Below are 20,753 nucleotides of genomic sequence, written 5' to 3'. Positions count from 1 at the left end.
TTGAAGACCGCGTGCCGCAGACTTAAACAAAGACTCGTTTACACAGAATCTGGTACACCCCCGGTGTCGGCGCCGACGTAAGTACTTGGGTTCCCGCCTGCGCGGGAACGACGTGACTCAGGACGCCATCCGCAATTCCGGCGCATGTGCCGTCACGATGGACAGGTCCACGAGCCCCGTGCGCCACGCCTTCTCGATGTCCTGCTCGACCTCGTCCAGCGCCGCCGGATCGAGGCCGGCCATGCCGCGCACGCCGTACGCGCGGTTGCGGCCGTGGCCCTTGGCCAGGTACAGCGCCATGTCGACGATGTTGATCGCGCGCTCCCACGAGATGCTGCTTCCGACCTGAACCAGCGGGAACGGCGCGAAGCCGATCGATACGTTCACCGACAACCGGGCGCCCTGGTACTCGATGGTGCGTTCCGGGATGCCGGCCAGCAGGCGGCGCGCCACCTCGTCCAGGCTGTCCCTCGGCACGGCCGGCAGGAAGGCGAGGAATTCCTCGCCGCCCCAGCGCACGATCATGTCGGTCTCGCGCAGGATCTCGCGCAGCGCGTCCGCGATCTCGCGCAGCACCGCGTCGCCGGCGCCGTGGCCGTGCGTATCGTTGATGTTCTTGAAGTGGTCGACGTCGAGCAGGAACATGGCGCTGACCATGTCGTCGCCGCTCCGGATGCCGTCGTTGCCCACGCCGCGGCGCTCGATCGCCTGGTGCCCGCGCATGAACTCCTGGAAGTGGCGGCGGTTGTACAGGGCCGTCAGCGGGTCGCGCGCGCTCTGCTGCTTGAGTTCCTGATTCTTTTCCTCGAGCTGGGCGTTGGCGTGCCGCACCTTGCGGTACAGGATGCCGACGATGACCGACGCGAGCGCGAACACGAGCGCGAGCAGCCACCAGATGCGCTGCTGCAGGCGGCGGTTGTCGAGTTCCGTCGACTTGACCTGGTTTTCCTGGCGCAGCATCTCGATCTGGCGCTGGCGCTTGTCGGCCTCGTATTTTTCCTGCAGCTCCATCATCGCCTTCTGGCGCCACGTCTCGAACAATTCGTTCGACAGCGCGCGCTCGCGGTGATACGCGGCCAGCGCGCCGGCCAGGTCGCCGGCGCGTTCCAGCGCGTCGCCGTATTCGACGAGCACGCCCTGCTGGTCGGGCTTGTTGCCGGAGCGCTCGTACCAGTCCATGCCCTGCTCGATCTGCTTCTTGCCCTCGGCCAGGCGGCCCATGCCGAGATACGCCTGCCCCACGTTGACGCGGGCCGTGGCGGCGAGCGAGTCGTCGTTCAGCTTCTGCGCCTGGTCCAGCGACTGCTGGGCATACATCAGGGCGCGGCGCCAGTCCTGCTGCTTGAGGTAGGCGTCGGCCAGGTTGACGAGCGTGTTGGAGACCATCGCGTCGGCACCGATGCCGCGCTCCAGCGCGAGCGCGGACAGCAGGGCTTTCGTGCCGCGCGCGATGTCGCCGTTGTTCGCCGCGAGGATGTATTCGGTGGTCTTGAAGATGGCCAGGCGGCCCGGCGAATTGACCTGTTCCGCGAGCCGTTCCGCTTCGCCGATCGCCTCGAAACCCTTGTCGAATTCGCGCATCTGGCCGTACAGGTAGGCCAGCGACTTGAGCGCGATGGCGACTTCCAGCGGATCGCCGCTCTGGCGCGCGAGCGTCACGGCGCCTTGCAGCTTGTTGAGCGCGACGGGGAAGTTGCCTTCCTCGGCGAACGATTCGCCCGACGAGATCAGCACGAGGATGCGCAGGCCGATGTCGGGGCTGGCGGCGGCGAGGCGCTCGGCTTCCCACACCAGCTGGTGCGACTGTCCCGACTCGTTCAGGCCGAACACGGCATAGGCCTTGGACAGCAGCGCGCGCGCGACGAGGCTGTCGTCGTGCACCTGGCGGCCCAGTTGCAGCGCCTGTTCGCACAGGCGTACGGCTTCCTCGTGCTTGCCGAGGCGGTGGCTCAGGTCACAGGACAGGATGAGGAAACGGGCATGTTCGGCCGGCGTGCGCACCGCCTGGGCTTCCAGCGCGGCCAGCAGCGGCGCGCCGCGCCGGGGTGTGACGCGGATGATTTCGCCGAGTTCGGCAAAGTGGTCGCGTACGGGCGCCACGTCCTCGGCCAGGGCGGCGCCGGCAACGGGCAATAGCAGGGCCAGCAGCGCACGGCTGCGTCGGTGCTGCAATGCACGGTATAGGCCTGCCAACATAGCTCCCCGAGGAAGTGTGGTCCCTCAATTCGGGACATCTGTATATGCAATTATAGGCTCTTGCAATTGAGAAAGATCAAGAATTAGAGCGATGTATGCGGAAAAGACACAGTTTCGTATTGAAAAAGTCGCGTCGCCGCGGGAAATAATGTTCAGATAACAAAGTTGACGCAAAGCCAACACCGCCGCGACAGCGGAAACGCATCCGCGGGCGGGGTCACACGCTCAATTGCTGGAGCAGATAAAGCCGCTGGTACAGGCCGCCTTCGATGCGCATCAGCGCCTCGTGGTTGCCGGATTCGCTGATGCGGCCGTGGTTCAGCACGACGATGCGGTCGGCGTCGCGGATCGTCGACAGGCGGTGCGCGATGGCGATGATCGTGACCTGCCCGCGCAGTTCGTCGAGCGCCTGCTGCACGATCTGCTCGGTCTGGCTGTCGATGCGCGACGTGGCTTCGTCCAGCAGCAGGATGCGGGGCTGGCCGGCGAGGGCGCGCGCGATCGCGATCAGCTGCTTCTGGCCGGACGACAGGCGCGAGCCGCCTTCGCCAAGCGGCGTGTCGTAGCCTTGCTCCAGCCGCGCGATGAACTCGTGCGCGTGCGCCGCGCGCGCGGCCGCCTCGATGGCTGCATGCGGCAGGCCGCGTCCCATGTCGATGTTCTCGCGCGCCGACGCCGCGAGCAGGAACGGGTCCTGCGGCACCAGGCCCACCTCGGCGCGGAAGCGTTCGTTGCCGATGGTCGCCAGCGGCTCGCCGAACAGCGCGATGGTGCCCTGTTCGAACGTGTAGTAGCGCAGCAGCAGCGACAGCAACGTCGACTTGCCGCTGCCCGTGTGGCCGACGATGCCGAAGAAGGCGCCCTGCGGGATGTCGAGCGACAGGTCGTGCAGCACCGTCTGGCCGGGGGCATAGCCGAAGCTCAGGTCGCGCACCCGCACGGCGGGCACGTCGCGCGCGACGGCCGTGCGTTCGGACGTGACGCGGCCGGCCAGGTGTTCGGCGGCACCCGCTTCGTCGAGCAGCGCGGCCACGCGCGCCGTCGCGACGACGGCCTGCTGCAGGCCGGAAAACTGCATCGTGATCTGGATGAGCGGCTCGACGACGCGCGCGATATAGCTGATGAACGCGTACAGCACCCCGACCTCGACGGCGTTCATGCTGCGCTGACCGAAGCTGAAGATGACGACGGCCAGCAGCACGACGTTGAGGAAGTCGAGCGCGGGGCGCAGCAGGAAAGCGTTGGCACGCAGCTCGGCCACGCGGGCCGTGTAGTGCTGGTCGTTGGTGCGGGCGAAGCGCTGGCCGAAGCGGTGCTGCGCATTGTTCGCTTGCAGCACGCTCATGCCGCCGATGGATTCGGCCATCTGGCCGTTGATGTCGCTGCGCAGCGCCCGCGCGCGCGTGACCGCGGGCGCGGACAGCCGCTGGTACAGCCACACGATGCCCAGCACGGCCGGCACGAGCGCCAGCACGATCACCATCAGGTGCCAGTCCAGCCAGGCCATCGCGATCGACGTGCCGACGAGGACGATGCTGGAATCCAGGATCACGAACAGCACCTGGATGTACAGGGTCTTGACGGCCTCGGTGTCGTTGGTGACGCGGCTCACGAGCTGGCCCGTGATCGCGCGGTCGAAGAACGCCATCGGCAGGCGCAGCACGTGGCCGTAGACCCATTCGCGCAGGCGCTGCACGGCCCGCATCGCCATGCCCGACAAGCGCACGAGCTGCAGGAAGCGCAGCCACGACGCGGCCCAGCCGGTGACGACCACGCCGGCCAGCAGCCACGCCATGCGCGGCCAGTCGAGATGGCGCGGCAGCAGGTGGTCGTCGATCAGCTTCTTGCCCAGCAGGGGGCCGAGCACTTCCAGGCCGGCGGCCAGGATCAGCCACAGCGTGGCCCATCCGAGGTGGGCGCGGTCCGGGTGCGCGGCGCGGCGCAGCAGCCCCGCGGCCTGGCGCGCCTGCGCCGCGGTCACGCTTTTTTTGGTTTTGTTGTCGGTCTCAGATGGCATCGAGGCTGGCCTCCAGTTGCTGGTAGCGCCACTGGCTGGCGTACCAGCCGTCCAGGGCGAGCAATTCGTCGTGCGTGCCGCGTTCGACGATGCGGCCGTCGCGCAGCACGACGATCAGGTCGGCGTCGACGACGGCCGACAGGCGGTGGCTCGCGATGATGGCCGACAGTTCGGGACGTTTGCGTCGCACCTCGTCGAGGTGGTCGAGGATGTTCGTTTCGGTGCCCGTGTCGACGGCCGACAGCGCGTCGTCGAGCAGCAGCAGCGCGCTGTCGGCCAGCAGCGCGCGCGCGATCGCCACGCGCTGGCGCTGGCCGCCCGACAGGGTGATGCCTTTTTCGCCGACGGGCGTGTCGTAGCCGTCCGGGAAGCGCAGGATGTCGTCGTGGATCGCCGCCATTTGCGCGGCCTGCTCGATCTCCGCGCGCGACGCGCCCGGGCGGCCGAGGGCGATGTTTTCCGCGATCGACGCGGAGAACAGGAACGATTCCTGCGGCACCCAGCTGATGTGCGCGCGCAGCGCCTGGAGCGTGTAGTCCTCCAGCGCATGCCCGCCCCACGTGGCGCGGCCGTGCTGCGGCGTGGCCTGGCGCAGCAGCACGCGCAGCAGCGTCGACTTGCCCGCGCCGGTGGCGCCGACGAGGCCCAGCGTCTTGCCCGGCTCCAGGCGCAGCGAGACGTCGTCCAGCGCGGCGCGCGCATCGCCGCCATACGTGAAGCGCACGTGCTCCAGCACCAGCGGGCCGCGTTCGAGATGGTCGAGCGTGCCGTGGTCGTCGACGCTGAGCGGTGCATCGAGCAGCGGCTGCAGGCGCGCCAGCGCGGCGCGTCCGCGCTCGATCAGCGACAGCACCCAGCCGGCCGCGAACATCGGCCAGATCAGCTGCCCCAGGTACATCGTGAAGCTCGTGAGGCTGCCGATCGTGATCTGGCCCTGCCACACGAGATAGCCGCCGAGGCCCAGCGTGAGGCCGGTGGCGGCGGTGAGCGTGAGGCCGACGGCCGGCTCGTACGCGGCTTCCCATTTCTGCGCCGTGAGGCTCGCGTCGGCGGCGCGCGCGGCCAGTTGCGCGAACTGGTCGGCGCTGCGTTGTTCCAGGCCGAGGGCGCGCAGGGTGCGCACGCCGGACAGCGTTTCCTGCACGTGGTCGTTGAGGGCCGAGAAGCGCTTCAGCGAATCCGTGGACGCCGTGTGGATATGGCTCGAGATGCGCTTGAACGCCAGCGCCATCAAGGGGAAAGGCAGCAGGGCGATCAGCGTCAGGCGCCAGTCGACGCCGAGGAACATGATGCCCAGCACCATGACGAGGGTCAGCGTGCCGTCGAAGCCGGCCAGCATCGCCTCGCCGGCGGCCTGCTCGATGGCGTCGATGTCGTTGGTGCCGAGCGCCATCAGGTCGCCCGTGCGCTGGCGCTGGAAAAAGGCCGGACCCTGCGCCGACAGGCGGTCGTACAGCCTGGTGCGCAGCTCGACGCCGAGCCGGTACGACGCCGAATACAGGCGCAGGCGCCACGCGACGCGCAGGGCGTAGATCGCGAGGCCCAGTCCGAGCAGTTCGAACAGCTGGACGAGAAGATCGTGCCCGCCGAGGCGGTGCGCCGCGAGGCCGTCGATCATGGCGCCGACCTTGCGCGGCACGAGCACGGTGCACAGGGCCACGCCGAACAGCATCACCGCCGACGACGCGTAGGAACGCCAGTGGCGGCGCACGAAGCCGCCGATCAGCCTTGCCAAACCCATTGAAGATCCTGTTCTTGTTGGTGGTGCGTGAAAACGGACGCGAAAACGAAAAAGCGGGCCGGAGCCCGCTAATGTACTATTTTTGCCGTCCGTTTGCAGGCAGGCGTGCCGCCCGCGCCGGACCGCCGGTTTACTTCTTGCGCTGGTTGCGCGCACCCTTGCCGCCCTGCGTCACGACGCGCAGCGGCGGCGTGCTTTCGGCCGGCGTGACGATCGGCAGGTCGACCTGGGGCCCGGCTTCCAGCGGCACGGTCGATGCGATCGGATGCTCGGCGGCCGCCGGCTTCGGCGCGACCTCGTTCAGGGCCTTGGCCAACGGCTTGGCTTTGGCGCGCGGCACGTCGTCGGCGATGGCCGTTTCGACCGGATCGGGAGCAGGGGCGGGCGGTGCCGCGACGACCGCCTCGGTCACGGTGGTCGTCGGCGCCGCGGCGGTGTCCGTGGCGCGGGCGACGGCCTGCTGGCCCGCATCCAGCGCGGCTTCGGCCAGCGCGCTGCCGGTGTCGATGGCGGCGTGGGCGATCTCGCTGTGGATCGTGGTGGCGTCGGCGGTCGCGATGGCCGTCTGTTCCAGCAGTTGCGGCACCGACGTGGGAATGTTCGCCGTCGCGGCGGGCACCAGTTGCAGCGGAGTTTGCTGCGTGCTCCAGGCGGGCTCGCGGGTGCCGGTGGCAATGCCCAGCAGTTCGCGGCCGTAGGCAAAGAATTGCTGCCACTGGCCCTGGGCCGTCGAGCCGACGGCCAGCAGATCGCGCGGATTGCTGGCTTCGAGTAATTGCTTGAAAGTTCCCGTGGCTTGCTCGACCGATGCGCGGGAGGTCTTCATATTAAGTGCAATCAGTTGTTCGGCACTGTCGAGCGCGCGTTTGCTCAAGTCCCGGAACACGTCGAGCTGGGCTTCCCATTGGGACTTGCGGACGGCGGACAACTGTTCGGAAAGTGAAGTCATCTGGGTTCCTTGTCTTTCAGGTTATAACCGTATGGTTTATGACGCACTGCAATAAGATGAGTGTAAATGGCTTTATGCGGGTTGAAAAGCGAATTCTATGTTGTTTTTATAAGGAAATCTTGCGGTGCAGCATTATGGTTTGATGTAGATCATTGACAAGATGGCCATCGTGGTAATCTGATGTGATCCCAACCCATCAGGAGTCGTCAGCATGGATCTCGTCCTCCGCAACGCCACCCTGCCGGACGGCCGCCGGGCCGACATCGCCATCGAAGGGGGCCGCATCGCGGCCGTCGACCCCGCTTTACCGCAGCGCGGCGCGCGCGAGATCGACGTGGGCGGAGACCTCGTGACGCCGCCTTTCGTCGACGCCCATTTCCACATGGATGCGACGCTCAGCTACGGCCTGCCGCGCGTGAACGAATCGGGCACCCTGCTCGAAGGCATCGCGCTGTGGGGCGAGCTGAAGCCGCAACTGGTGCAGGAGGCGCTCGTCGAACGCGCGTTGCGCTATTGCGACTGGGCCGTGGCGCGCGGGCTGCTGGCGATCCGCACCCACGTCGACGTGTGCGACGACCGCCTGCTGGCCGTGGAGGCGCTGCTCGACGTCAAACGCCGCGTCGCGCCCTACATCGACATGCAACTGGTTGCGTTTCCGCAGGACGGCCTGCTGCGCAGCCCGACGGCCCTCGCCAACCTCAAGCGCGCGATCCGCATGGGCGTGGACGTCGTCGGCGGCATCCCGCACTTCGAGCGCACGATGGCCGACGGCGCCGAATCCGTGCGCCTGCTGTGCGAATACGCGGCGGAGCAGGGCCTGATGGTCGACATGCATTGCGACGAAAGCGACGACCCGCTGTCGCGCCACATCGAAACTCTTGCTGCCGAAACCTTGCGCCTCGGCATGCAAGGCCGCGTGGCCGGGTCGCACCTGACGTCGATGCATTCGATGGACAATTACTACGTGAGCAAGCTGCTGCCGCTGATGGTGGAGTCGGGCGTGGCGGCCATCGCGAACCCGCTCATCAACATCACCTTGCAGGGCCGCCACGACACGTATCCCAAGCGGCGCGGCATGACCCGCGTGCCGGAACTGCTGGCGGCCGGCGTGCCGGTGGCGTTCGGCCACGATTGCGTGATGGACCCGTGGTACGGCCTCGGTTCCGGCGACATGCTCGAAGTGGCGCACATGGGGCTGCACGTCGCGCAGATGACGGGCCAGGCCGCGATGCGCCAGTGTTTCCAGGCAATTACGGAAACCCCCGCCCGCATCCTCGGTCTGCAGGGCTATGGCATCGCGCCGGGTTGCCGCGCGGACCTCGTATGGCTCGACGCCGCCGACCCCGTCGAGGCGATCCGCCTGCGCGCCGCGCGCCGGCTCGTGCTGCGCGGCGGCCAGGTCGTCAGCGAGGCGCCGCCGGCACGGGCCACGCTGCACCTGCCGGACCGGCCGGCCACGGTGGATTTCCGGTTGGGAACTTCCAGCCGAGCGGGGCAGTAACGCACGGCACGAAGTCTTTCCTACCTTTATTCAACGGAAATTTTCTACGTCTGGTTACCGGTTTCGCAGCCGTGCAGCCGAAACCTTAGGTAGAATCTTGCGCTTTCGATACATCCAGCAGGTCACGCAGTGAAAGATATCCAGATTCGTCCCGCTACTGAAACTGATTTCAATGCTATGTGGACCATTTTCCAGGCACATGCGACCGAGGGCGAGACCTATGCCCAGGATGCCGGCACGAGCCGCGAAGACACGTACGACTACTGGTTCGCCGCCGAGGCGTCGACCTATGTCGCCGTGCGCGGCGAGGAGCGGATCCTCGGGATGTACAAGCTGCAGCCCAACCACGTGGGCCGCGGCGCGCACGTGGCGAATGCCTCGTACATGGTGAGCCCGAACGCGCAGGGCGTGGGCGTCGGCCACCTGCTCGGCGAGCACAGCATCGGCGAGGCGCGGCGCAAGGGCTACCTGGCGATGCAGTTCAACTTCGTCGTCAGTACGAACAACCCCGCGATCTACTTGTGGAAACGGCTCGGCTTTTCCATCGTCGGCACGCTGCCCAAGGCGTATCGTCACCGCCGGCTCGGCTATGTGGACGCGTACGTGATGTACAAGCTGCTCGAAGATCCGGCGCGCTGGCCGCTGCCGGAAGAAGACTGAAGCCGTGGAGATCCTCGCGACCCCGCGCCTGCGCCTGCGCACCGCCGACCGCGGCGACGCCGATTTCTACCTGGCGCTCGTCAACGATCCCGGCTTCCTCGAACACATCGGCGACCGCGGCATCCGCACGCGCGAGGACGCGCTCCAGGCCCTGCTCGACGGCCCGATCGCGATGCAGGAGGCGTGCGGCCACTCGCTCTACGTCGTCGAGCTCAAGGGCAGCGGTACGCTGATCGGCATGTGCGGCCTGATCAAGCGCGAGACGCTGGATGGCGTCGACATCGGCTATGCCTACCTGGCGCCTTACTGCGGCCGCGGTTACGCCTACGAGGCCGGCATGGCCGTGCTGGGCCTCGCGCCCGCGCTGGGCCTGCCGCGCGTGCTGGCCATCACGTCGCCCGGCAACGTCGCGTCGAACGGCCTGCTGCGCAAGATGGGCCTGCGGTTCGAGCGCGTCGTCCATCTCGTGCCGGGCGGCGCGGGCAGCAACCTGTACAGCATCGACATCGAACCGCCCGCATCGCGTCGCGCTACTGCCGGGTCGAGCCCCATGGGAAGAACCACGTGAGCGGCTTGTCCACGCGCGCGGCCCACGACGCCTCGTTGTGGCGCCCGCCCTCGGCCTTGTAGAACATCAGGTCGTCGCCGTCGCGCCAGCCCTTGGCCAGCATGGCGTCGCGCATTTTCGCCGTGTCGTCCAGGCCGTCGTCGCGCGTGCCGGCGTCAATGTAGAACTTCACGGGCACGCGCTCCGGCAGTGTCGCGATCGTCGTCCCGCCGTTCCACCAGAACGAACTGGAAACGCCTCCCGCCTTCGAAAAGATGTCCGGATGGCGCTGCGCGATCAGCACCGAGGCGAGGCCGCCCAGGGACGAGCCCATGATCGCGGTCGTGTCCTTGCCGGGCAGCGTGCGGTAGGTGCGGTCGACATACGGCTTCACCGTCTCCACGATGAACGCGTCATAGGCTTTCAGCTTGCCGCCGCCGTATTTCGGATCGCAGCAGGGCGTGTATTCGGGGATGCGGTCCGGCGTGTTGTCGATGCCGACGACGATCACCTCGTCCATCGCGCCCGTCGCGACGAGGCGGTTGATCGTCTCGTCGACACCCCATTCGACGCCGTACGACGCCGTCTTCGCATCGAACAGGTTCTGGCCGTCGTGCATGTACAGCACGGGGTAGCGCTTGGCCGCGTTTTCGCCGTAGCTGGGCGGCAGGTAGATGCGCAGCGCGCGCTTGTTGTTCATCTGCGGCGACGCGAAGTCCTTCACGATCGCGACCTTGCCGAACGGCGGCCCGAAGAACGGGTAGATGTCGAGCGTGGCGCCGGCCGGCACGCGGTAGACGCCGCCGATCGACACCTTGTCCGCGCCCAGCGCGGGCTTCATCTGGATGTCGCCCAGCGCGTCCGGCCACGTGAAGGTCCAGACGTTCAGCGGTCCTCCCTCGGGCGTGGCGGGCACGCCCTGCGACCAGCCGGCGGCGCCCTTGTCCGCCCGGACCTGGATGCCCTCCTTGCCGGCCGCGTAGTGCACGCGCACGGTCGTGGCGGCGGCCGGCGCCTGGGCCAGCAGCAGTAGCGTGGGCAACAGCACGGCGGCGGCGATTGCGATCTGTTTCATTGTCTTGTTCCGTGGATGGCGAGCAGCCGCACGCCGTAGATGTCGAAGCGGTTCGACGGTCCGTCGACGCCGCCGGCCGCGCTGAAGCTGCGGTTGCTGTCCAAATAGCTCATGTTGTAGAAATCGCTCATCTCGATCCGGTACGGCACATGCGCCTTCAGGCGCGCGGCCAGCGGGGTCGAATACACGGTCGGAGTGTTCGCCTTGTCGATGCGCGCGTGCGGCAGCTGCACGACGCCTTGCGCGACGATCTTCCCCGACTCATCCTTGAGCGCCAGCCATTTTACGCCACCGCTGATGCCGAGGTTCACCTGGTTGGCGCCGTTGTGGTAGCGGACCTGCACGGCGTAGTCGCCCGTCCCCGGCACGCGTACGTCGCGCACCGTGAAGCGATCGAGCGGCCGGCCCCAGTCGGCGAGATGCGGCTCGGCGAAGCGCGCGTTGGCCGGCGCGAGCGCCACGCCGGCCTGCACGCGCGGGTCGGTCGCGGCGATCGCCACGCCCGCGTCGACGCAGCGCGGCACGCTGTGGTGGCTGCGGTTGCCCGATACCGTGTATTGCGCTTCGACGGCGTAGCACGACGTCGCCGCGCCGGCGCGGTCCGTCCACGCGCCCGCCGGCAGGCTGGACGCGACCAGCTTGCCGTCGCGGTAGACGTTGTACGCGATGCCCGCCTGCCGGTCGGCCGGCGCGATCGCCAGCGTCGTGGCCTTGCCGGCGCGGGAGAGCGCGTCGATGCGCGGTTCGCGCGGACCGAATACCGCCGGCGCTTCCTCGTACGGGTCGGCGTTCACGCGATGGATGGCCGTGTCGCCCGCGACCAGTTTGCCCAGGTGGACGTCGATGTCGCTGTGCGCGCCGAGCGCGCTCCACGGGATCGCGGCGCCGGCCGGCTTGCCGTCCACGAGGATGCGTTCGACCGCGTAATAGCCGCTGCCGCCGGCCGCCGGCGCGGGCGGCAAATGCAGCTTGACGTTGACGGCGCGGCCCTGCAGGCGCAGGTTGTACAGGGCGGCGGTGTCGCCGGCCGCGAACACGCCGCCGCGCAGCTTGGCCGTCACGAATGGCGCCACCTCGATGCCGTCGCGCGTGGTGGAGACGCCGAACACGTCGCGGATCACCATGCCGAGGTAGGCGCCGACGGACCACAGCTGGCGCTTCGAATCGATGACGGGGCCGATCAGGTTCGGGTGCGCCTCGTCCAGCAGCAGCGGCTGGCCGGAGAGCCACTCGAGGTTTTCCATGTTCGACAGGTTCAGCGCGGCGCCCCGCATCAGCGTGTCGTACGCCGCGTCGGCCACGGCGACGTTGCGTCCCAGGATGGCCGCGCGCAGGCCGTACGCGGTGACGAACGGCCACATCGCGCGGTTGTGGTAGACGGGCATGTCCGGCTGCTGCGGCCAGATGACGGGCGCGCCCATCGGGCCGTGCGGATAACTGGCGAGGATGCTTTTCGCCCGCGCGCCGTCGGCGACGCCGGTGACGATGGCGAGCGACTGCCCGAGCCAGTCGAACTTGTGCAGCGGCGCGCCGTCGAAGTGCGCGGCCGTGAGGCTGCTGTACATGCCGGCGTCGGCCAGCCACAGGCGCGCGTTGATGGCGCGTTTCAGGTCGCGCGCCCATTTGTCGTAGCGCGCGGCGCGGGCTTTGTCTCCCTGCTCGCGTGCCAGCATGGCGGCCACCGTCAGGGCCTTGTAGTGGCCGACGTTGGTCGACAGCGCGTGGCTGCTCGCCATCGAGGCCAGGTCGTCGGGAATCCATTTCGCGTAGGTCTGGTCGCGCCAGTCGAGGAACGATTCCTCGCCCGTGTACAGGCCCGTCGCCGGGTCGAAGGCGGCGATGCGGTCGTTGTCTATCGTGTTGGACAGCGCGTGCAGCGCCCTGGCCGCGAACGCCGTGCGCTCGTTCGCCGGCAGCGTCTTGAGGACTTCCTCGGCCGCGAAGGCCCACGTGATGCGGTCCGTGCTGACGGGCCAGCTGCCGCCGCTGCCCGTGTCCTGCACGACCTGCAGGCCGTCCGCCGTGCCGGCGACCTGCGGCGCCATCGTCACGCCCGCGCGCCAGCCGGACAGCTTGAACAGCAGCGAGTTGCGCACGCGCTGCGGATCGAGCATGGCGAGGCCGAGATCCGCCGCGTACGACAGGTCGCGCGTCCACACGTAATGCCATTTCTCGCCGGTCTCGAAGCAGTCGCACTGGATCGCGGCGCCGCCGTTGTAGTTCCCGTCGCGGATTTCCTTGACCGAATCCAGCTTCATCTCGTGGCCGGCCAGCGCGAACAGGGCGTCGAACGCGAGGCTGCCGCTGCGCACGACCGGCAGCGACGCGTCTTCGTCATACGTCGTCGATTGCGGACCGGGGTCGCGCAGCTGCATGGTCGTCGATTGCGCATAGCTGCGCAGCGGCGCCTGCGGATCGCGCACGGAGAAGCGTGCCGTTTCCTGTTTGCCGTCCCAGGTGGGGAAGGTCAGCGCGGCCGTCGCGCCCGCGCCCGCGTGCGGGTCCGCTGCCGGTGCGGCGGCGGGCGTCTCGATGCGCGCGACCGTCAGCACGGGACGCTTGGGATCGGACACGTCGACGCGGAAGCGGAACGTGGCCGTCGTCTTCGTGAACAGATAGTCTTCCGGCCCCGCTTCCGTCGCCAGCGGATACGCCGCATCCAGCTTGACGCTGACGCTGGCGGCCGGATTCACGATCCATTCCGCGGCCCAGTCGCGGCTGCCGACCTTGAAGGCGTGGTTGCCGGGGCTGACGAGGATGTCGGCCTGGTAGACGCCCTTGCCCTGGTAGGCGAGGACGTTGTCCGTGCCCCAGCCGTTGAAGGCGCCGCGCACGTAGATGTCGTAGCGCAGCGGGGGCGCTTCGGCGGCGATGGCGGTCACGGATTGCGCGAAGAGGGCGGCTGCGAGGAGCGTGAGTTTGTTCATGTCGCAAACATTAGATGTCGAGGATGACGACCGATTTCGCCGGCAGCCGGATTTCCCTGGCGAGGTCGAAGCGCCGGCCCGTGAGCACGTCGGTCCCGGCCGCGACGCCCGACAGCATTTCGTGGAAGCGCGCGACCGGCAGCGCGGTTTCCTTGTCGTTGGCGTTGAACGCGACCATGACCTTGTGATGCGCATCGTAGCGGAAGTAGACCCAGGTATTGTTTTCGGGCCCGTACTGCATCAGCTTCCCGTGGTGGACGACGTCCGCGCCCTTGCGCCAGTTGACGAGCTTCTTCACGAAGTCCTGCGCCTCGCGCTGGCGCGGCGTGAGGCCCGCGCCCGTGAACGCGTTGACCTTGTCGCCGGCCCAGCCGCCGGGGAAGTCGCGGCGGTAGCTGCTGTCGTCGCGCCGGTCGGTGGTGCTCGTCATGAGGAGTTCGTCGCCGGTATAGAAATGCGGGATGCGCGGCATCGTCATCACGAACGCGAGGTCCATCTTCCAGCGCGCGAGGTCTTCGCCGACGACGCTGTACAGGCGGGCCATGTCGTGGTTCCCTTCGAACAGCACGAGGTTCGAGGCATTCGGATAGAGATAGTCCAGCGACAGGGTCTCGTATACGTCGTTGAACGTGTCGCCGTCGTTTTTCCCGGCCAGCGCCGTGCGCATCGCTTCCGTCAGCGGGAAGTCCATCAGGCTGGGCATGGAGGTCGGGGCGCGCTGCCAGTGCGCGACGACGGGCGGCAGCTTGCTCCATTCCTCACCCACCATGTTCAGGTGCGGATATTCGGCCAGCAGGCGGTGCGTGTATTGCGCGAGGAAGGCGCCGTCCGAATAGCCGAACGTGTCGATGCGCAGGCCGGACAAGCCCGCGTACTCGATCCACCAGATGTTGTTCTGGATGAGGTAGTTGGCGACGAACGGGTTGGTCTGGTTCAGGTCCGGCATGCCGGGACTGAACCAGCCCGTCGTGAAATTGCTGGCGTCCTCCTTCGATGCGTACGGGTCCTGCACGGCGGTGCGGTGGTGCATCGTCGGTACGAATTTGCCGTCGTGGTTGATCCAGTCCGGCGTCGGCAAGTCCTTCATCCACCAGTGATTCAGGCCGATGTGCGACAGCACCACGTCCTGGATCAGGCCGACGCCGTGCTGCTTTGCCGCGCGCGACAGGCGGACGTAATCCTCGTTGCTGCCGAAGCGCGGGTCGATCTTGTAATGATCCGTGGCGGCGTAGCCGTGGTAGGACGCGGCCGGCATGTCGTTTTCCACGAGCGGCGTCGGCCACAGCTGCGTGAAGCCCATGCCGGCGATGTAGTCGAGGTGGTCGATGATGCCCTGGATGTCGCCGCCGTGGCGGCCGTGGCCCAGCGCGCGGTCGAGCTTATCGGCGAGGCCCGGCACGCTGTCGTTGCGCGTGTCGCCGTTGGCGAAGCGGTCCGGCATGAGCTGGTAGATCGCGTCGGCCGTATTGAATCCCTGCCGTTCGCTCGACCCCGGCGCGCGCGCCAGCAGGCGATAGGTGTAGCGGGTGGACCACGCCGCGCCGCCCGCCGGCGCCCTGAATTCGATGGCGACGTCGCCCGGCTGCGCGTCGGGCGCGATGTCCAGGTCGATGAACAGGTAGTTGCGGTTGGCCACGCGCGTCACCGCCGCGATGCGCACGCCGGGATAGGCGAGGGCCGGTTCCAGGTCGGCGATGGCGGCGCCGTGCACCATCAGTTGCAGGCGCCGGTCGTGCATGCCCGTCCACCAGAACGGCGGATCCATGTGGTCGATGGCGGCCGGCGTCGTGGCCGATGCGGCGGCAGGACCGGTGAGCAGGGCGGCGCCGAGCAAAAGGCTGGCGAGAACGGTGTGCATGCGGGAGCGGGCAGGGACGGACATGGGGTCTCCAGGGCGGGCGGCGTCTGTCGACGTAGCGCAACTACATCGATTTGACCGAATAATTGCTCAAAGGCAATGAGCTTATTACATTATTGCTTGGAGAATACTACAGACGATTGAGCCCAGCAACGCAGGACACATTTCTGTTCTCTAGTTTTGCTACACCGATTTCCCAAGGATTTGCAAGATCAAATGTTGGCAAATCCCCACATTCGGTAAAGCTACTACGCTGATTTGCACAAAAAATGTGCATTTGACGGCCATATTGGTGCAAAGAAATCAATTTGTAGCGCGACTACATCGCATGTACGTATCGTTTGTAGCTCGCATACAACGAGAAAAGTCGTTTTTAAGCCAAAAGGGCGTAAAACTCCTACATTCCCGTAATTGAAAGCAAGTTGCGTTGACACTGGATCTAGTTTTAATACAGAATCCTTGACAGAACGTCCAAGTAACGTTTGCTTCTGGCTCCCGTGTGCGGGCTCACGCGTCGTCCTCGGGAAAACAATGAGATCTGATGATTTGAGGGGACAAATGAAGATTTTTAATGGCAAGCACGCGCGTAATATCAATGGCGCCCTTGTATTCAAGCTGAGCCCGGTGGCCGCCGGTTGCGCCGTGTTCTTGTCGGCGCTCGGCACCAATGTGTACGCGCAGGATTCCACCGTCACGCAAGCCGTGCAGACGACGGACGCCAACGGCAACCCGATCAGCCAGGTGACCGTGACCGGTATCCGCCGCGGCATCGAAGCGGCGATCTCGATCAAGAAGAATTCGAATTCCATCGTCGAGGCGATCTCGGCGGAAGACATCGGCAAGCTGCCGGATGCCACCGTGGCCGAGTCGATCTCGCGCCTGCCGGGCGTGACGGCGCAGCGCGACAAGTCGTCGGGCCGCGCGTCCGCGATTTCCGTCCGCGGCCTGTCGCCGGACTTCAACGGCACGCTGCTGAACGGCCGCGAGCAGGCGTCGGCCGGCGACAGCCGCGGCGTCAAGTTCGACCTGTACCCGGCCGAAATGCTGGGCACCATCACCATTTATAAGTCGCCGGACGCCAGCCTGATGGGCCAGGGCATCGCGTCGACGATCGACCAGCGCACCGTGATGCCGCTGGACTTCGCCAAGCGCACCGTCGCCGTCGGCTACAAAACCATGCGCTTCGGCGAGCACAACGAAGGTCTCGGGACCGGCACCGGCTACCGCAGCACCCTGACCTACATCGACCAGTTCGCCAACCGCACGATCGGCGTGGCCCTGGGCGCGGTCAAGTTCAACGACACCGGCGCCGAGCAGTTCCAGGCCGACGGCTGGGGCGGTTCGCCGGGTTCGGCCACGTACAACGGCCAGAACGTGGCCGTGCCGAACGGCTTCAAGACGGACGTCCAGCGCGACCCGCAGACGAACAAGGGCGTGATGGGTATCCTGCAGTTCCGTCCGAACAAGGATTTCCTGACCACCATCGACCTGTTCCACTCGAAGAACACCGACAACACCAAGAAGACCGGCCTCGAAGGTTCGGTCTGCGGCAGCACCGGTTCGTACGACCCGAACGGTGTGCTGACCAACGCGACCATCGTCGACGGCGTGGCCGTGTCCGGCACCTGCTCGAACTTCAAGGGCGACGTGCGCAACCACATCGAGGCCGTGACCGACACCCTGAATTCCTGGGGCATCAACAGCCGCCTGCGCCACGAAGGCTGGACCGTGACGGGCGACCTGTCCGGCTCCAAGGTCAAGCACGATTCGAGCCGCTACGAAACGACGGCCGGCCAGCCGGGCGACGCCGCCAACCTGTCCACGATTTCCTGGACCGGCTTCACCGGCAAGGACAACCTGAGCCCGGTCTACACGACGTCGCTCAACTACGCCGACCGCGGCCAGGTCGTCCTGACCGACCACGCGGGCTGGGGCGGTGGCCTGACCGGCAACCCGCAGGCGGGCTATGTCGCCGTCGGCGTGACCACGGACGACATCAAGTCGGGCCGCCTGTCCGCCAAGCACGACCTCGAACTCGGTCCGCTGACGTCCGTCGAATTCGGCTTCAACCGCACCAACCGCAGCAAGAACCGCGACCAGAACGAAGGCAACCTGGTCGTCGGTACCGGTCCGTACGGTTCGGCACCGGTGCCGGGCACGGACGTCGTCGTGACGCCGCAGTCGGGCATCCCGGTCGTCGCCTGGAACCCGCTCGGTTCGCTCGGTTCGATCTACCAGCTGCTGCCGAAAGTCGACCAGCCGATCCAGACGGACAAGAACTGGGACGTCTCGGAAAAGGTCTCGACCGGCTACCTGATGGGTAACCTGGAAGGCGAACTGTTCGGCCTGTCCTACCGCGGCAACATCGGCGGCCAGTACATCCACACGAACCAGAGCTCGACCGGTACCGTCGTCGACACGAGCAAGTGCGCCGGCGTCGCCGGCCAGGCTTGCCCGGCCTATGTCGTGCAAGGTCACCATTCGTACAACGACTTCCTGCCGAGCCTGAACCTGGGCTTCGAACTGCCGCACGACCAGATGCTGCGCCTGGGCCTGGGCAAGACGCTGTCGCGCACCAAGATGAGCGACCTGCGTCCGGGCGGCGGCGTGAGCCTGAACAACACGTACCACGACGGTCCGATCCTGTCGGGCAGCGCGGGTAACCCGAACCTGGAACCGTTCCGTGCCAAGGCGCTGGACGTATCGTGGGAAAAATACTTCACGGTCAACGGTGCCAAGGGCTACGTCGCCGTCGCCGGCTTCTACAAGAAGCTCGACACGTACGTGCTGACGGTGCCGAAGAGCGTCGACTTCGCCACGACCGGCCTGCTGTCCGCCAAGACCCCGCTGCCGGCATCGGGTCCGTTCGCCGGCTCCACGGTCGGTATCCTGAACACCCCGGTCAACGGTACGGGCGGCAACATCAAGGGTATCGAGCTGACGGCGTCGCTGCCGTTCGCCATGCTGACCAAGTACCTGAGCGGCTTCGGTGTCGAGGTCAACCACTCGAGCACCCTGAGCTCGGTGAACCTGCTGACCACGGGCCTGACCGTGATCGACACGGGCGGCGTGTCGACCATCCCGCTGCCGGGCCTGTCGCGCCAGGTGACCAACCTGCGCCTGTACTACGAAGCGAACGGTTTCCGTGCGTCGGTCGCGGCCAAGCACCGCAGCGACTTCCTGGGCGAAATCAGCGACTTCCAGGACAACAACCAGCTCACCTTCATCCGTGGCAACACGACGGTCGACGGCCAGCTGACCTACGAGTTCGGCGACCACACCATGCTGAAGGGCCTGTCGCTGACGGCAGCCGTGAACAACTTCACGAACTCGCCGTTCGTCCGCTATGCGGCGGACCCGAGCGAAATCGCCGAGAAGATCACGTTCGGCCGTACCTACAGCCTGGGCGCAAGCTACAAGTTCTAAGTGCATTATCGTAGGGTGGGCACCCCGTGCCCACGCGTGACGCCGGCACAACGCAAACGTCACGCGTGGGCGGAGGCCGCCCACCCTACGGTATCCTGTCAATGTCGACAGTTTAATAAGCACCCCTGCCGGCCCTGGTCCGCAGGGGTGTTTTTTCATGAATGACCTGTAAAGCGGCGAGACCGAGCATGCAAGTACCTCACCTGAACACCATCGTCATCGTCGGCGGCGGCACCGCCGGCTGGATGACCGCCACCGCCCTGGCCACCGCGCTGCGCGGCCGCTACCGCATCCGCCTCGTCGAGTCCGACGAAATCGGCATCGTCGGCGTGGGCGAGGCCACGATCCCGATGATCCAGCGCTTCAATACCGTCGCCGGCATCGACGAGGCCGAGTTCTTGAAAGCCACCAACGGCACCTTCAAGCTCGGCGTCGAGTTCGTGAACTGGGGCCGCCTGGGCGACCGCTACATGCACGGCTTCGGGCGCCTGGGCCAGGACCTGTGGATGGTCGGCTTCGAGCAGTACTGGCACAAGATGCACGCCCTGGGCCGCGCGCGCGACCTGGCCGATTATTCGATCACGCGCGCGGCCGCGCGCGCCAACAAGTTCATGCTGCCGCGCACGGACCTGGGCAATTCGCCGCTGGCCGAGATCACCTACGCCTACCACTTCGACGCCGGCCTGTACGCGCGCCACCTGCGCAAGCTGTCGGAAAGCCGCGGCGTCGAGCGCATCGAAGGCAAGATCGTGCGCGCGACGCAGCGCGCCGGCGACGGCCACGTGGACGCCGTCGTGATGGAAAACGGCGACCGGATCGAGGGCGACCTGTTCATCGACTGCTCGGGCTTCCGCGGCCTGCTGATCGAGCAGACCCTGCAGGCCGGCTACGAGGACTGGACGCACTGGCTGCCGTGCGACCGCGCGCTGGCCGTCCCGTGCGAATCCGTGTCCGAGATCACGCCGTACACGCGCGCCACCGCGCATCAATCGGGCTGGCAGTGGCGCATCCCGCTGCAGAACCGCATCGGCAACGGCCACGTGTACTGCAGCCGCTTCATCAGCGACGACGAGGCCGCGGCCGTGCTGCTGGCGAACCTGGACGGCAAGCCGCTCGCAGATCCGCGTCCGATCCGCTTCACGACCGGCATGCGCAAGAAGGCGTGGGACAAGAACGTGGTGGCGATCGGCCTGTCGAGCGGTTTCCTGGAGCCGATCGAATCGACGAGCATCCACATGATCCAGGATGCGATCCAGCGCCTGCTCGATTATTTCCCGGACCAGGGCTTCAGCCAGCCGGACGTGGACGCGTTCAACCGCCTGTCGCGCTTCCATTACGAGCGCACCCGCGACTTCATCATCCTGCACTACTACGCCAACCAGCGCGACGACGCCGCGTTCTGGCGCGCCTGCGCGCACATGGAGATCCCGGCCACGCTGCGCGAAAAGATCGACCTGTACCGCACGCACGGCCGCCTGCGCCGCGTCGACAACGAGCTGTTCACGGAGGTCGGCTGGCGCCAGGTGCTGATCGGCCAGAACATCCACCCCCAGGCTTACCACCCGCTGGTCGATGTGCAATCGGAACAGGGGATACAAGAATACATGGACAGCGTGGCGGACGTGATCGGCAAATGCGTGGACTTCATGCCCGGCCATGCGGAGTTCATTGCCGGGTATTGCAAGGCGCCCGGGATGTAAGGTCTGGGTGGCGGGTGGCGCGGCCGGGCGGCGCCCGCTTCTTTGTAACCGTTTTCATCCCTCTGTTTGTACTCGAACTACATCTGCACAAGATAGGTATTTACTCAGACTACGCACGATATGCCTATTTTGCGAGCAATTCGTGGGCGAAAACCA

Annotated in this window: 12 protein-coding genes; 5 read left to right on the top strand and 7 right to left on the bottom strand. The window is 66.7% G+C overall.

The features are described 5' to 3' along the window. Positions 1–117: 117 nt before the first annotated feature. From ASC93_RS19735 to ASC93_RS19720, 4 genes are all read right to left on the bottom strand, one after another. Positions 118–2,172 carry a diguanylate cyclase gene (locus tag ASC93_RS19735; protein WP_229412804.1) on the bottom strand — a complete coding sequence of 685 codons (2,055 nt, stop codon included), beginning with the start codon at positions 2,170–2,172 and terminating at the stop codon, positions 118–120. 241 nt (positions 2,173–2,413) lie between these two features. Continuing rightward, positions 2,414–4,213, bottom strand: coding sequence for an ABC transporter ATP-binding protein (locus tag ASC93_RS19730; RefSeq protein ID WP_056446270.1), 1,800 nt, complete (start codon positions 4,211–4,213; stop codon positions 2,414–2,416). Next, entirely contained in the window at positions 4,203–5,954 is a 1,752-nt protein-coding gene (locus ASC93_RS19725) for an ABC transporter ATP-binding protein (RefSeq protein ID WP_056446266.1), read from the bottom strand. Before ASC93_RS19725 ends, ASC93_RS19730 begins: the two co-directional genes overlap by 11 nt. A 130-nt stretch (positions 5,955–6,084) precedes the next feature. Further along, positions 6,085–6,903, bottom strand: a complete 819-nt coding sequence (locus ASC93_RS19720) for a phasin family protein (protein ID WP_082548181.1) — start codon at positions 6,901–6,903, stop codon at positions 6,085–6,087. A 211-nt stretch (positions 6,904–7,114) separates the two neighbouring features. Between ASC93_RS19720 and ASC93_RS19715 the strand changes: the two genes are divergently transcribed. The 3 genes from ASC93_RS19715 (at position 7,115) to ASC93_RS19705 (ending at position 9,632) form a co-directional block, all read left to right on the top strand. Continuing rightward, positions 7,115–8,404, top strand: a complete 1,290-nt coding sequence (locus tag ASC93_RS19715) for an amidohydrolase family protein (protein WP_056446260.1) — start codon at positions 7,115–7,117, stop codon at positions 8,402–8,404. 177 nt (positions 8,405–8,581) lie between these two features. Next, positions 8,582–9,064 (top strand): GNAT family N-acetyltransferase, encoded by a 483-nt coding sequence (locus tag ASC93_RS19710; RefSeq protein ID WP_229412803.1) that lies wholly within the window; start codon positions 8,582–8,584, stop codon positions 9,062–9,064. Positions 9,065–9,068: 4 nt separating this feature from the next. After that, on the top strand, positions 9,069–9,632 hold the full coding sequence (locus tag ASC93_RS19705) for a GNAT family N-acetyltransferase (RefSeq protein ID WP_056446254.1): 564 nt from the start codon (positions 9,069–9,071) through the stop codon (positions 9,630–9,632). On the opposite strand, the gene ASC93_RS19700 is transcribed toward ASC93_RS19705, so the two are convergent. From ASC93_RS19700 to ASC93_RS19690, 3 genes are read right to left on the bottom strand one after another with little or no spacing between them, the layout of a single operon-like run. Beyond that, the gene (locus ASC93_RS19700; protein WP_056446251.1) at positions 9,595–10,686 is read right to left on the bottom strand and encodes an alpha/beta hydrolase; all 1,092 of its coding nucleotides are present in this window, start codon (positions 10,684–10,686) and stop codon (positions 9,595–9,597) included. The two genes, ASC93_RS19705 and ASC93_RS19700, sit on opposite strands and share 38 nt — an antisense overlap. Further along, on the bottom strand, positions 10,683–13,613 hold the full coding sequence (locus ASC93_RS19695; protein ID WP_056446248.1) for a hypothetical protein: 2,931 nt from the start codon (positions 13,611–13,613) through the stop codon (positions 10,683–10,685). Before ASC93_RS19695 ends, ASC93_RS19700 begins: the two co-directional genes overlap by 4 nt. A gap of 10 nt (positions 13,614–13,623) precedes the next feature. After that, complete coding sequence (locus ASC93_RS19690; RefSeq protein WP_229412802.1) at positions 13,624–15,495, bottom strand: glycoside hydrolase family 13 protein; 1,872 nt, start codon at positions 15,493–15,495, stop codon at positions 13,624–13,626. A gap of 534 nt (positions 15,496–16,029) precedes the next feature. Here ASC93_RS19690 and ASC93_RS19685 point away from each other — a divergent pair. Together ASC93_RS19685 and ASC93_RS19680 are read left to right on the top strand one after the other, a co-directional pair. Continuing rightward, positions 16,030–18,897, top strand: a complete 2,868-nt coding sequence (locus ASC93_RS19685; protein WP_056446241.1) for a TonB-dependent receptor — start codon at positions 16,030–16,032, stop codon at positions 18,895–18,897. A gap of 188 nt (positions 18,898–19,085) precedes the next feature. Then, complete coding sequence (locus tag ASC93_RS19680) at positions 19,086–20,597, top strand: tryptophan halogenase family protein (RefSeq protein ID WP_056446240.1); 1,512 nt, start codon at positions 19,086–19,088, stop codon at positions 20,595–20,597. The last annotated feature ends 156 nt before the right edge of the window (positions 20,598–20,753 follow it).

This window comes from Massilia sp. Root335 (assembly GCF_001425685.1).
Lineage (GTDB): Bacteria > Pseudomonadota > Gammaproteobacteria > Burkholderiales > Burkholderiaceae_D > Telluria > Telluria luteola.
This window is presented reverse-complemented; position numbering and strand designations above follow the sequence as displayed.

Excerpts from the sequence above, each read along its gene's own strand:
- ASC93_RS19730 (WP_056446270.1), bottom strand. The coding sequence starts at position 4,213 with ATGCCATCTGAGACCGACAACAAAACCAAAAAAAGCGTGACCGCGGCG.
- ASC93_RS19725 (WP_056446266.1), bottom strand. The coding sequence starts at position 5,954 with ATGGGTTTGGCAAGGCTGATCGGCGGCTTCGTGCGCCGCCACTGGCGT.
- ASC93_RS19720 (WP_082548181.1), bottom strand. The coding sequence starts at position 6,903 with ATGACTTCACTTTCCGAACAGTTGTCCGCCGTCCGCAAGTCCCAATGG.
- ASC93_RS19715 (WP_056446260.1), top strand. The coding sequence starts at position 7,115 with ATGGATCTCGTCCTCCGCAACGCCACCCTGCCGGACGGCCGCCGGGCC.
- ASC93_RS19710 (WP_229412803.1), top strand. The coding sequence starts at position 8,582 with ATGTGGACCATTTTCCAGGCACATGCGACCGAGGGCGAGACCTATGCC.
- ASC93_RS19700 (WP_056446251.1), bottom strand. The coding sequence starts at position 10,686 with ATGAAACAGATCGCAATCGCCGCCGCCGTGCTGTTGCCCACGCTACTG.
- ASC93_RS19695 (WP_056446248.1), bottom strand. The coding sequence starts at position 13,613 with ATGAACAAACTCACGCTCCTCGCAGCCGCCCTCTTCGCGCAATCCGTG.
- ASC93_RS19690 (WP_229412802.1), bottom strand. The coding sequence starts at position 15,495 with ATGTCCGTCCCTGCCCGCTCCCGCATGCACACCGTTCTCGCCAGCCTT.
- ASC93_RS19685 (WP_056446241.1), top strand. The coding sequence starts at position 16,030 with ATGAAGATTTTTAATGGCAAGCACGCGCGTAATATCAATGGCGCCCTT.
- ASC93_RS19680 (WP_056446240.1), top strand. The coding sequence starts at position 19,086 with ATGCAAGTACCTCACCTGAACACCATCGTCATCGTCGGCGGCGGCACC.